At 67.4% G+C, this 12,591-nt stretch carries 9 protein-coding genes; 6 read left to right on the top strand and 3 right to left on the bottom strand.

Going from position 1 to position 12,591, the window contains the following annotated elements:
- Window positions 1-2: 2 nt before the first annotated feature.
- Window positions 3-1,325 (top strand): folylpolyglutamate synthase/dihydrofolate synthase family protein, encoded by a 1,323-nt coding sequence (locus FHW94_RS03480; RefSeq protein WP_168554361.1) that lies wholly within the window; start codon window positions 3-5, stop codon window positions 1,323-1,325.
- On the opposite strand, the gene FHW94_RS03475 is transcribed toward FHW94_RS03480, so the two are convergent.
- Window positions 1,322-3,001 (bottom strand): MFS transporter, encoded by a 1,680-nt coding sequence (locus FHW94_RS03475; RefSeq protein ID WP_246865866.1) that lies wholly within the window; start codon window positions 2,999-3,001, stop codon window positions 1,322-1,324. The genes FHW94_RS03480 and FHW94_RS03475 overlap by 4 nt on opposite strands.
- 174 nt (window positions 3,002-3,175) lie before the next feature.
- On the opposite strand from FHW94_RS03475, the gene FHW94_RS03470 reads away from it, so the two are divergent.
- Window positions 3,176-4,372, top strand: a complete 1,197-nt coding sequence (locus tag FHW94_RS03470) for an RNA pseudouridine synthase (RefSeq protein WP_246865865.1) — start codon at window positions 3,176-3,178, stop codon at window positions 4,370-4,372.
- A 4-nt stretch (window positions 4,373-4,376) separates the two neighbouring features.
- Entirely contained in the window at window positions 4,377-4,922 is a 546-nt protein-coding gene (gene rsmD, locus FHW94_RS03465) for a 16S rRNA (guanine(966)-N(2))-methyltransferase RsmD (protein ID WP_168554360.1), read from the top strand.
- Between the two features lie 43 nt (window positions 4,923-4,965).
- Here the strand turns inward: rsmD and FHW94_RS03460 are convergent, their stop codons facing one another.
- Both FHW94_RS03460 and FHW94_RS03455 read right to left on the bottom strand, forming a co-directional pair.
- A complete protein-coding gene (locus tag FHW94_RS03460; protein WP_168554359.1) occupies window positions 4,966-6,252 on the bottom strand; it encodes an MFS transporter in 1,287 nt (428 codons plus the stop codon).
- 155 nt (window positions 6,253-6,407) lie between these two features.
- Window positions 6,408-7,040: a hypothetical protein gene (locus FHW94_RS03455; protein WP_168554358.1), complete on the bottom strand. Its 633-nt coding sequence runs from the start codon at window positions 7,038-7,040 to the stop codon at window positions 6,408-6,410.
- Between the two features lie 249 nt (window positions 7,041-7,289).
- Here FHW94_RS03455 and FHW94_RS03450 point away from each other — a divergent pair, with 249 nt between their 5' ends.
- From FHW94_RS03450 to FHW94_RS03440, 3 genes are all read left to right on the top strand, one after another.
- A complete protein-coding gene (locus tag FHW94_RS03450; RefSeq protein ID WP_349237429.1) occupies window positions 7,290-9,590 on the top strand; it encodes a UvrD-helicase domain-containing protein in 2,301 nt (766 codons plus the stop codon).
- Window positions 9,591-9,775: 185 nt separating this feature from the next.
- Complete coding sequence (locus FHW94_RS03445) at window positions 9,776-11,749, top strand: hypothetical protein (protein WP_246865864.1); 1,974 nt, start codon at window positions 9,776-9,778, stop codon at window positions 11,747-11,749.
- Window positions 11,746-12,501 carry a DUF3142 domain-containing protein gene (locus FHW94_RS03440; protein WP_349237428.1) on the top strand — a complete coding sequence of 252 codons (756 nt, stop codon included), beginning with the start codon at window positions 11,746-11,748 and terminating at the stop codon, window positions 12,499-12,501. Before FHW94_RS03445 ends, FHW94_RS03440 begins: the two co-directional genes overlap by 4 nt.
- Window positions 12,502-12,591 lie beyond the last annotated feature (90 nt).

The following is a 12,591-nucleotide window of genomic DNA, read 5'->3' as shown; positions in this document are numbered from 1 at the left end:
TCGTGAAGGACTTCGCGATTTCCGAAAATCCGGCAGTGCAGGCCCAGCTCGATCGGCTGGGCGCGCTGTCGCTGCCGCAAGGGCGGCTGGGCCTCGACACCGTGCGTGAGCTCTGCGCGCGTCTGGGCAACCCGCAAGACCGGCTGCCGCCCGTGTTCCACGTGGCCGGCACCAACGGCAAGGGTTCCACCTGCACGTACCTGCGCTTCATGCTGGAAGCGCAGGGCCTGCGCGTGCACACCGCCACCAAGCCGCACCTGGTGCGCTATAACGAGCGCATTCGCCTGGCCGGCCAGTTGATCGACGATGCGCTGCTGGCCGATCTGCTCAAGCGGGCGCTCGACGCCGCAGAGCCAGACCTGAAGCCGAGCTTTTTCGAAGTGACCACCGCCGCGTTGTTCCTGGCCTTTGCCAGCGTGCCGGCGGACGCCTGCGTCATCGAAACCGGTCTGGGCGGACGGCTGGATGCCACCAACATCCTCCCCACCGCGGCCTGCGCCGGCCTTGCCACGCTGGGCCTCGATCACGAGGCGTTCCTGCTTTCACCCGATCCCGGCATTCCCGCCGCCGCGGCGCAAGATCCGCTGGCGCGCATCGCCTTTGAAAAGGCCAGCATCGCCAAGCCGGGCGTGCCGCTGGTCACGCTGGCCTATCCGCCCCACGCAGCGCAAGTGGTCGCCGATACGGCCGCGACGCAAGGCGGCATCCTGGTGCCGCGCGGCGCGGCGTGGGATGCCAGCGTGGAGGGCGCAATCGTCTATCGCGATGAGCGCGGATCGCTTACCCTGCCGCTACCCGCGCTGGCGGGCGCCCACCAGGCAGAAAACGCAGCGCTCGCCGTGGCCATGCTGCGCCACCAGAGCGCCCTTGACGTCAGCCCGCAGGCCATGGCCGATGGCATCCGCGCCGCGCGCTGGCCTGCCCGTCTGCAACGGCTGGGTGCCGGGCCGCTGACGGCGCAAGTGCCGGGGCGCACGGTGTGGCTCGATGGCGGACACAATCCCGATGCCGGCCTTGCCATCGCCCGCCACCTCGCCGCGCAGCCCCCGGTGCACGTGGTCATCGGCATGCTGGCAAACAAGGACCCCGGCGCGATCCTCACCCCGCTGGGCGATCATGCGCTGTCCATCTCGGTCGTCCCCGCGCCCGGCCACGATGCCCACCGGCCCGAGGATTTCGCCGCGCACAGCGCCCTGCCGGTGCGCAGCTTTGCCGATGTGGAAGCGGCCCTGGCCGCGCTGCCGGCGGACGGCGACGTGCTGATCGTCGGCTCGCTTTACCTTGCCGGAGACGTGCTGGCACGCAACGGGGAAGTGCCGGATTAAACGTTGGCGCCGGGCCTCGCCCCGCGCGAGACCCGCGCCCACTCCAGCAGCACGAAGACCACCGCCAGCCCACCGGCCAGCGCGGCATAGCGGAACACCGTGGCATAGCCATAAAGGTCGAATGCCTCGCCCGCGATCCCGCGCCCCAGCGAGCCGATCAGGAACGTGAGCGAGGATAGCAGCGCATATTGCACGGCGGTGTAGCTGCGGCTGACGATGCCCGACATATAAGCGACGAACGCCGCCCCGGCGATGCCGGTAGAGATGTTTTCAAAGCTGATCGCCAGAAGCAGGCGCACCATGCGATCATCGAACCCGAACGCGCCGAACAGCGCGTGGAGGCCAATGGCATGGCCCACCCGGTCAATCAACGGGGCGCCTTCGGCCAGATCGGCATAGACGAAATTGCCCAGGATCGGCAGCACCGCACCGATCAGGATCGTGGGCATGCGCCCCAGCCGCACGAACAGGAAGCCACCCAGGCTGATCCCGGCAATGGTCATGAAAATGCCGAACAGCTTGGAGGCAAAAGCCACCTCGTCCTTGGAATAGTGCAGGAATTCCAGATAGAACGGAAAGGCAAAGCTGGCCCACATGTTGTAGCACAAGGTGTAGGTCAGGATCATGCCGACCACGATCAGCACGCCCCAGCGCAAGCGGCCGACCAGTTCGGCCAGCGGCGCCACCAGCGCCACATAGAGATGGTTCATCGCCGTGCGCACCGGGCCATGGGCCATGTCGGGCGCGGCAAGTACGGCCACCTGCCGCGTCTTGAGCGCGTTGACCACCGCCGAAACCAGCAGCGGCACGGCCACCGTGGCCAGCACGATCAACGGCCCGGTTTCACGCGTGAAGCTGGCGACGGAGGGGTGCTTTTCCCCCGGCCCCAGCGGGCTGAGCATCTTGACCATGAACAGCACGATCGTGGCAATCGCCCAGGCCCAGCTGGCCCCCACCACCGCCAGCGCGGCAGTGCGGGCGCCCGCGTTGAGTTCACCCACCTGCCCCAGCGTGGCGTGCAAGGCGCCCTGCTCGGCGCGCGGCGTATCGGGCGCGCGCAGCGTGACCACGAAGACCAGGCCGATCAGCCCGGCCATCAGCAGATAGACCAGCGGCCAGCTCATCCGCCCGGCCATGACCAGTGCCAGCGCCCCACCCACGATCGAAGCGATGCGATAACCGAACTGATAGATCGAGGAGAGCAGCTCGACGCTGGCCTGTTCGTCGGCCACGTCGATCCGCCAGGCATCGATCGCCACGTCCTGCGTGGCCGAAGCCAGCGCGCCCAGGAATGCGAAGAGCGCAAACGTGCCGATGGCACGGGCGGGATCGGTGGCGGCCAGCCCGGCAAAGCTGAGCACCAGCACCCCCTGGCACAGCGCGATCCAGCTCTTGCGGCGGCCGAGCCGCTCGAGCCCCGGCAGCGCCAGGCGATCGACCAGCGGCGACCACAGGAACTTGAACGAATAGGACAGCCCGATCCACGACAGCACGCCGATGGTGGCCAGATCGATCTTCACTTCGCCCAGCCAGGCGTTGAGCGTGCCGATCAGCAGCGCATAGGGCAGCCCGGAGGAGAACCCGAAACCCAGCATCGTGGCCGACTTGCGCGATTGCAGCGCCAGCTTGAACAGGCGCCAGCCCTTGGGTTTCTGTGGCGCGGGGGCCGATGCCATCGTGGTCTCCTGGTTGCTCGCTGGGCACCCTAGGCGCGGGGAAGGCCCTTCGACAAGCGCAGGGCGAACGGATTTCACGACCGAGGTGCCGTTCGGGCTGAGCTTGTCGAAGCCCCAAGCACCCCCATCCGCCGCCACTTTGACGCAAAGGCGGCAATGGTCTATGGGCCGGCGATGACACTTCCCCCAAAAGGCAGGAGCGGCCGCCCGGGACGGCCCGCCGCTTCCAACAAGGCCGCAAGTACACGCCGTCCCGATGGCAAGCCGGCGCCGCGCGCAGACCGCGCCGCGCCGCGTGACAGCAGCAAGCCCGCGGCCAAGCCGGCGGGCAAGCCGCAGGCCCGGCCCGCGGCCAAGATCGAAGGCAAGCTGAGCCCCAAGCCGGTTGCGCCCAAGCCCGCTGCGCGGCGCGACGATCGGCCGAGCGGCATGGCCCAGGCCAGCTCGCTCACCCGCCCGCAGCAGGGCGAACGCCCGTTCCGCATCGCCAACCATCCGGCCAAGGCGGCTGCCCGGCCCGCAGCCAAGCCCGCCGCCGCGCCGGCCCAGCCGCGCGAGGAAGGCCGCGAGGGCGAGCGCATTGCCAAGCTGCTCGCCCGCGCCGGCGTTGCCTCGCGCCGCGAAGTGGAGCGCCTGATCACCGAAGGGCGCGTGCGCCTGAACGATGAACTCGTCACCACGCCCGCCACGATTCTCAAGAACCTCAAGGGTGTGAGCGTGGACGGCAAGCTGATCGCTGCCGCCGCCCCCACCCGCGTGTTCCGCTTTCACAAGCCGGCCGGCCTGATCACGGCCGAGCGCGATCCCTCGGGTCGGCCCACGATCTACAACGCGCTGCGCAACGCGCTGCCGCCGGGCACACCGCGCGTGATGCCGGTGGGACGGCTGGACCTCAACACCGAGGGCCTGCTGCTGCTGACCAACGACGGCGAATTGAAGCGCGCACTGGAGCTGCCCGCCACGGGCATCCCGCGCACTTATCGCGCCCGCACCTTTGGCGACATCTCGCAGAACCAGCTGGAAGAGCTGATCGAGGGGATCGAGATCGAAGGCATTCACTATGGCCAGATCGACGCCAACATGGAGCGGCGCACCGGCCGCAACCAGTGGATCGAAATGACCCTGACCGAAGGCAAGAACCGCGAAGTGCGCCGCGTGCTGGAGCATCTGGGCCTGCAGGTCTCGCGCCTGCTGCGCACCGCCTACGGCCCGTTCGAGCTGGCCGACCTGCCCCGCGGCGGGGCCGAGGAAGTGCCGCAGGTTCTGGTCGAGCGCTTCCGCAAGACACTCAAGACCCAGCCCGCGCAGGCAGCCCAGCCGGCCCAGAGTGCCCAGCCCGCCAAGCCGGCCACGCCCAACACGGAAAATTGAACGAATGCGTATCATTGCCGGGCAATGGCGCGGACGCAAGCTGAACGCGCCCGCCGGAGACACCACCCGCCCCACGTCGGACCGCACGCGCGAGACGCTGTTTTCGATGCTGACCAGCCGGTTGGGCGATTTCGAAGGCCTCAAAGTGGCCGATCTGTTTGCCGGATCGGGTGCGCTGGGGCTGGAAGCGCTGTCGCGCGGGGCGGCGCATTGCCTGTTCGTGGAACAGGACGCGGCCGCCATCCGCGCGATCCGTGCCAACCTCACCGCCTTCCGCGTGCAGGCCCAGGCCGATGTGCGCGCCTCGTCCGTCCTGTCGCTGGGACCGGTCAAGGAACCGCTGGACCTGATCCTGCTCGATCCGCCCTATGGCTCCGGCGCGGGCGCGGTGGCGGTGGACAAGCTGGTCCGGCTGGGCTGGATCGGCGAAGGCACTTGGGTGAGCCTGGAAACCCACGCCGACGAAGCGCCGCAGATCAAGGCCTGCGAAGTGGAAAGCGAACGCAAGGTGGGCAAGGCACGGCTCACGTTGCTGCGCTTGAAGGCCTGACAAGGGCAGCGCTGGCGCCCTTCGACAGGCTCAGGACAGGCCCCTAGCGCGCTGGCTTGGGCGCCAGCAGCACACCCGCCAAAGTCACCGCCCCTGCCACCGTCAGGAACAGGCCCACGCTGGCCGTGCCACCGCGCGCCGCCAGCAATTGTGCCGCGAACGGCGCCAGCGCGCCGCCGATGATCCCGCCCACGTTGAACGCGATCGAAATGCCGGTGTAGCGCACCGGCACGGCATAGAGCGTGGGCAGCCAGGCGCCGAGCGGGCCATAGACCAGCCCCATCACGAACAGCGCCAGGGCCAGCGTGGCAAAGACCACCGGCAGATGCCCCGATCCCAGCCCCAGGCCGAAGACCAGCCCGACCAGCGCCGTGAGCCCCGCGCCCACGCGCAGCACGGCGGCCGGCCCGCGCTTGTCTGCCCACCAGCCCGCCAGCGCGATGCCCGCAGCCAGGAAGAAATTGGCGGCCAGTTGCACCGCCAGGAATTCCTGCTTGGCATAGCCGAGCTTGATGGTGGCAAATGAAAGCGCGAAAGTGGTGGCGAGATAGAAGATGGCAAAGCAGGCGACGACGCCCGCGATGCCGGCCAAGACCGCACCGGGATGATCGGCCATCAGGCGGCCAACCGGGACCTTGGGCGGAGGCGCGGCTTCCACCGCTTCACGGAAGGCGGCGGTTTCCCCGATCTTGAGCCGCACCCACAGGCCCAGGCCGACCAGCAGCGCGCTGGCCAGGAACGGCACGCGCCAGCCCCAGCTGGCAAAGGCGGCTTCGGGCAAAGTCAGTCCAAGGATCAGGAACAGCCCGTTGGCAAACAGGAAGCCGAGCGGCGCGCCCAATTGCGGCGCCGCGCCAAAGCGCGCTTCCCAGCCCTTGGGCGCATTTTCAACCGCCAGCAGCGAAGCCCCGCCCCATTCGCCGCCCAGGCCAAAGCCCTGGCCGAAGCGCAACAGGCACAAGAGCGCGGGCGCCACTGGCCCAGCCATGGCATAAGTCGGCAGGAAGGCGATCAGCATGGTCGATCCGCCCATCAGCATCAGGCTGGCCACCAGGGTCGACTTGCGCCCCACGCGATCACCGAAATGGCCGAACGCGATGGCCCCCACCGGCCGCGCCACGAAGGCCAGGCCAAATGTCATGAACGAAAGCAGCACTTGCGCCTCGGGCGCCTGGGCCGGAAAGAACAGCGGACCGATCACCAGGGCCGCAGCCGTGGCATAGATATAGAAGTCATAGAATTCGACCGCCGTACCAACCAGGCTGGCAGCGAGAATCCGGGCGTGCTGGCGGATAGGATGGACGGCGTGGAGCGGGGTGGGCGCGGTCATAACGCACGCGACGTTCCCGCCGGCCGGTGCGTTGTCAAGCGAACAATGATCTTGTGCACCGCACGCAAAAGGGGCGCCGGTTTCCCGGCACCCCTTCCCCGTTGGCCCGTCCCATTGTCAGGGCAACAGTGTTGCGACCCTTCAGGGCTTATCGGTTACACGCCGCCGCGGTTGCGGCAGTTGTCCGTGACGGTGCGCGAACACACCGGATACTTCTTGGCGGGCATCGCGCTGGTATCGCTGTTCGCAGCGTACTGGCTGTTGCTGCCGGCCGTCGCGCTGCTGCCGCTGTCCGTGGCAGCATCCGCCGCCGGGACGGGCGAAGGCGCCGTGTTGGCCGCCATGCCACCCGAAGTGCTGCCCTGGGCGTCAGTTCCGGCGGCGGGCGCCGGCGGCGTGCTGCCGGCAGCCGATGCCGTGGCACGGCCCTGGACCTGCGCCACGATCGACGGCCAGATCTGGGCGCGCTGGTCGGGCGTCATCGCATAGACCTGACCACGCTGGGTATCGTTCAGCGCCCACCAGCCCTTCTGCTGGTCAGCATTGAGCGACCAGAAGTATTCCTGCTGGGCCGAAGGCCAGGCATCATACTTGGCCTTCAGATCGGCCGGCCAGGTATCATACTGGCCCTTCTGCTCGGTGGTCATCGAAAACGGCCCGGCAGGCGCTGCGGCAGCGGCCGCATCCGCAGTCGCGGGCGGGGTGGTGGCGGCCGACTGGGCGTGCAGTGCAGCCGGGATCGAAGCAACGGCAAGCGCAAAAGCGCTGATAGACATGATCTTTCGCATGGGGATCTTCTCCTGTTCCCAAGATCAGAATTTGTCCAAGTTACGCCCCATCCCTTCATTTCGTTTCCGCCCAATCGGCAAGGCGTGATCTTGCGTCGATCAGCCGATCGACTTGCCCCTGGCATACGACAAACCGTGTTTTTGTTGATGTATGACAGATGAATAACCGGCAATCACCGCGTCCGATGGCAAATGGCTCGGGGCAAATCCGCCTTGCGCGCGCGCATCCAGTTCCCTACTTGTTCCACGGTGACAAGCTTTGCCCCCCCTTCCCATGCCGCTGGAACAGAACCCGACTGGCTTTCCGGCCTGAACCCGCCGCAGCGCGAGGCCGTGCTGACCACCGACGGGCCAGTGCTGATGCTGGCCGGCGCCGGCACGGGCAAGACCGCCGCGCTGACCGCGCGCCTCGCCAACCTGTTGCGCCAGCGCCTGGCTTACCCTTCCCAAATCCTGTGCGTGACATTCACCAACAAGGCCGCGCGCGAAATGCGCGAGCGCGTGGGGCAGCTGATCGGCCCGGCGGTGGAAGGCATGCCCTGGCTGGGCACGTTCCATTCGATCGCGGCCAAGATGCTGCGCCGCCATGCCGAACTGGTCGGGCTGACCAGTTCCTTCACCATCATCGATACCGATGATCAGTTGCGCGTACTCAAGCAGTTGATCCAGGCCGAAGGCGTGGATGACAAGCGCTGGCCGGCCAAGCAACTGGCCGGGCTGATCGACCGCTGGAAGAATCGCGGGCTTGCCCCGGCCGACCTGGATGCCGGGGAAAACGAAGCCTATGCCAATGGGCGCGGCGCGCATTTCTATGGCCTCTATCAGGACCGGCTGCGCACCATCAACGCCTGCGATTTCGGCGACCTGACGCTGCACATGCTGACGATCTTTCGCCAGCATCGCGATGTGCTGCAAACCTGGCAGGACCGCTTCCGCTATATCATGGTGGACGAATACCAGGACACCAACGCGGTGCAGTACCTGTGGCTGCGGCTCTTGGCGCAAGTGCGCAAGAACATCTGCGTGGTGGGGGACGACGATCAGTCGATCTATTCCTGGCGCGGCGCGGAAGTGGCCAATATCCTGCGCTTCGAAAAGGATTTTCCCGGCGCCAAGGTGATCCGGCTGGAGCAGAATTATCGCTCCACCCCACATATCCTGGGCGCGGCATCGGGCCTGATTGCCGAGAACGCGCAGCGGCTGGGCAAGCAATTGTGGACCGAGCAGGACGGCGGCGACAAGCTGCGCGTGATCGGCGTGTGGGACGCGCCCGAGGAAGCGCGCCGCGTGGGCGAGGAGATCGAGCGGCTGGAGCGCGAGGGCTGCCCGTTGGATCGCGTGGCGATCCTGGTGCGCGCGCAGTTCCAGACGCGCGAATTCGAAGACCGCTTCATCCAGATCGGCCTCGCCTATCGCATCGTCGGCGGCTTCCGGTTTTACGAACGCGCCGAAGTCCGCGACGCGCTCGCCTATCTGCGGCTGGTGGGCCAACCTTCGGACGACCTGGCGTTCGAGCGGATCTTCAACACGCCCAAGCGCGGTTTGGGCGACAAGACGCTGGAGAAGCTGTTCCGCTTTGCCCGCTCGCAACAGGTGCCGCTGCTGCGCGCGGCCTATGACATTGCCGATACCGACGAATTGCCCGCCCGCGCGCGCAACACCCTGCTGGCGCTGGTGCGCGATTTCCTGCGCTGGCGGGATCAGGTGGCGACGCTCTCGCCCGCCGAACTGGCGCGCACGATCCTGGACGAGAGCGGCTATACCGGCGCGCTCCAGGCCGAGAAGACCGCCGAGGCCAATGGCCGGCTGGAAAACCTGTCCGAACTCGTCCGCGCGATGGAAGAATATGAAACGCTGGGGGATTTCCTGGAGCATGTGAGCCTTGTCATGGACAACGAGGCGGCGGCCAACGAGGAGAAGGTCACGATCATGACCATCCACGCGGCCAAGGGCCTGGAATTCGACCAGGTGTTCCTGCCCGGCTGGGAAGAAGGGGTGTTCCCCTCGCAGCGCGCGCTGGATGAAGGGGGGCTCGCCAGCCTGGAGGAAGAGCGGCGCCTTGCCTATGTGGCGATCACGCGGGCGCGGCGGCGCTGCACGATCCTGCACGCGGCCAACCGCCGCATCTATGGCCAGTGGACCAGCGCCATCCCCTCGCGCTTCATCGAGGAACTGCCCGAGGACCATATCGAGCAGGAAACCACATTGTCGGGTGGGGCGTCGATGTGGCGCGCCAACTGGAGCGAAGCGAGCGATCCCTTTGCCGACGTGGCCCGCAACCATCCGGTCAAGGCCAGCACGCGCGGGCCGGGCTGGCAGCGCGCGGCCAACCAGATGTTCGATCCCAAGCCGCGCAAGATTGCCGAATCGACGCGCAGCGCCGCCAGTTTCGCCAGCAAGCCGCGCAGCGATGTGGCTGTGGGAGCGCGCGTGTTTCACGACAAGTTCGGTTACGGCACGGTTCAGAGCCAGGAAGGCAACAAACTGGAAATCCTGTTCGACAGCGCCGGGGAAAAGCGCGTACTCGACAGTTTCGTGAAACCGGCCTGAGCCAGGCCGCAAGGGGGCAAGCGATGCGGGGGTGGCAGCGAGGGGCGGCCAGAACTTGGGTTGGCGCGACGGCCCTGGCCGGGGCGAGCGTACTGGCGGCAACCGTTGCCTGGGCCTGTGCGGATTCGTCCTGCTCGCCGGTCTGGAGACTCGATGCGCCCGATTACGCCTGCGAAGGCCGCGCAATGCTCAGCCCCGGCAACGACACGCGGATCAACCTGCTGCTGTTGATGCGCAGCCTGGCGCCCGTGAGCGACGCGGGCGTGAGCTATGCCAAGCCGGATTGGGACGATGGCCAGTTGGGCCACGTGTTCTTCAGCTGGAAGGGCCTGCGCGAAACGCTGTGGCCGCAAGCGCCCCAGCCGGAAACCGCCGCCTCCGAACCGGCCAGCGAGTGCGCAGCACCCAAGGCTGCGCAGGATGTCTTTGCTGCGGCCATGGCAGCGGATAAAGTGCCCCAGTTCTACCGCGATATGTTGATGACCGCGCGGGCCAAGGTCGGTTGCCCCGATCCCATTCCCGCCGACGTCTTTCCCGATGATCTTGCGGGTTCATACGCCATGTATCTGGGTGCCGCTGACGATTTCTATCGTGGGCATTACGCCAACGCGCGCAGCAGTTTTGCCAAGCTGGAGTCCAGCCCTTCGCCGTGGGTGCGCGAAACCGCCGCCTATATGAAGATCCGCGTCGCCCTGCGCGCAGCGGTGGCCGGTGCCATCGATCAATATGGCGATTTTGCCGGACTGGAAAAAGTCGACAAGACGCAGGCACAAGCGGCGGGCGAAGCGATCGACCGCTATTTGAAGTCCTATCCGCAGGGCCGCTATGCCGCCTCGGCGCAAGGCCTCAAGCGGCGCGTCCTGTGGCTGACCGGGCAGGACGCCGCGCTGGCGCAAAGCTATGAGGCCATGCTGCGCGCCACGCCAGGCAACAGCGAGGCCGCTGCCGATCTGGCCGAGGAAATCGACAATACGCTGCTCCAGCGCGAGGATGGCGTGAAAGCCGTGGTCGGCGGTGGCAAGACGCCGCTGCTCATGGCCGTTGCCGATCTCAAGGCAATGCGCCCGCTCGATCCGGCCAAGCCCATGCCGCTCGACGCGCAAACGCTGGCGGCGCAGGCGCCAGCGTTTGCGGGGCACGACGATCTCTATGGGCTGCTCGATGCCACGCGCGCCTATTACGCCGGCGAAGCACCGCGCAGCATCCTCACCCGCCTGCCCGATGCGGGGCGCGCGCCCAGCTACACGCCGCTGGCGTTCAGCCGCCAGGTCTTGCGCGGCATGGCGCTGGCCAAGGCGCACGATGCCAACGAGGCCGGCTTCTGGCAGGAACTGATGGGCGGCGCCAAGGGGCTGTGGCAGGGGCCACTGGCGCAACTGGGCCTGGCTCTGCGCTGGCAGCGCGATGGGCGGATCGACCAGGCCCTGGCCAGCGCCTCGCCGATCAAGGACACGACGCTGCGCCAGCTGATGCTGCAGACCATGGCCGCGCCGGCCACGCTGCGCGCCAATGCCGCCGATGCCGGCCGGCCCGACGGGGAACGCAACGTGGCGCGATTCACGTTGCTGTACAAAGGCCTGACGCGCGGCGCCTATGCCGATTTCACTCGCGACCTGGCGCTGGTGCCGGCCGATCCCAAAGTCGACTTGACGGCGTGGTATGGCGCCGGCCTGGCGACGCCGCCCGCGCAGCGCTTTACGCGAGGGCAATGGTCCGACGTGCTGCCCTGCCCGCCACTGGCCCAAACCGCCGCCACGCTGGCACGCGATCCGGCCAACCAGACCGCGCGGCTGTGCCTGGGCGAATTCTACCGCCTCAACGGGTTCGACGGCTTCGCGCTCTACACCCCATTTGAAAAGGTGGAGCAACTGGGCCGGGGCAAGGACCAGTTTCGTGGGCCAATGCTTTCGCGCGACGCGATCTATGCCGCGATCATTGCCGACAAGAGCGCGGCAGCCGATCTGCGCGCCTATGCGCTCTATCGCGCGGTGATGTGCTATGCGCCGTCAGGTGCCAATGGCTGCGCCGGGCCGACGCCCGATTACGCCGCTTACCAGGCGCAGCAGGTTTCCAAGGCGCAGCGCAAGGCCTGGTATGACGAGTTGAAGGCCCGCTATCCCACCAGCCGATGGGCCAAGAGCCTGCGGTATTACTGGTGAAGCGGCGCGCCCTTGTGCTGGCCGCGCTCGCCCTGATGGCGGGTTGCCAGCGCCAGCAACCCAAGCCGGTGGAAACGCCGGCAACCAAGCCGGACGAGCCGAAGGTCGACGCCCACGGCTTCGACGCGTTCTATGTGTGGCCCGGCGTGCGCCCGGCCGCCGATCTGCACGCCCACACACTCTACCTGCTCGATGGCGAAGTGCGCCGCCGGCCCGGCCCGGCGCGCTTCACCCGGCTGCGCGCAGGGCTGCCGCGCCTGCCCGATGCCGATCTGTGGCTGGTGGTGCGGATCGACCGGCTGGACCTGAACCCGCGCACCTGGGCGATGATCGTCGCGGACATGGAACGCTGGCAGGCCGCCGGCAACCACCTGGCCGGCCTGCAGATCGATTTCGACGCGGCGACGCAAGGCCTCGATCGCTATGCCGCGTTCCTGGCCGATGCCCGCGCGCATCTGCCCCGCCCCTGGCGCCTTTCCATCACCGGGCTGATGGATTGGAGCGCCAATGGCGATCCGGCCGCGCTGGCCCGGCTCAAGCCGGTGATCGACGAAGTGGTGGTGCAGACCTATCAGGGGCGCAGCACGATACCGGGGTATGACGCCTATTTCCGCAAGATGGCGCATTTCCCCCTGCCGTTCCGCGTGGCCCTGGCCGAAGGCGGCGATTGGACACCGCCCCCTGCCCTGGCCCACGAACCACAGTTCAAGGGCTATGTCGTGTTCCTGATGCCCAAGCAGTTGAAGCGCTGAATCCAATTCACATTCGCCGATCGGCGAATGTGAAGTTCGGGAGCGGGCCGGTGCCGAACCATCCGAAACTGCGTCATGGACGCAGTTTCG

This window comes from Novosphingobium sp. SG720 (genome assembly GCF_012275365.1).
GTDB classification, from domain to species: Bacteria; Pseudomonadota; Alphaproteobacteria; order Sphingomonadales; family Sphingomonadaceae; genus Novosphingobium; species Novosphingobium rhizosphaerae.
This window is presented reverse-complemented; position numbering and strand designations above follow the sequence as displayed.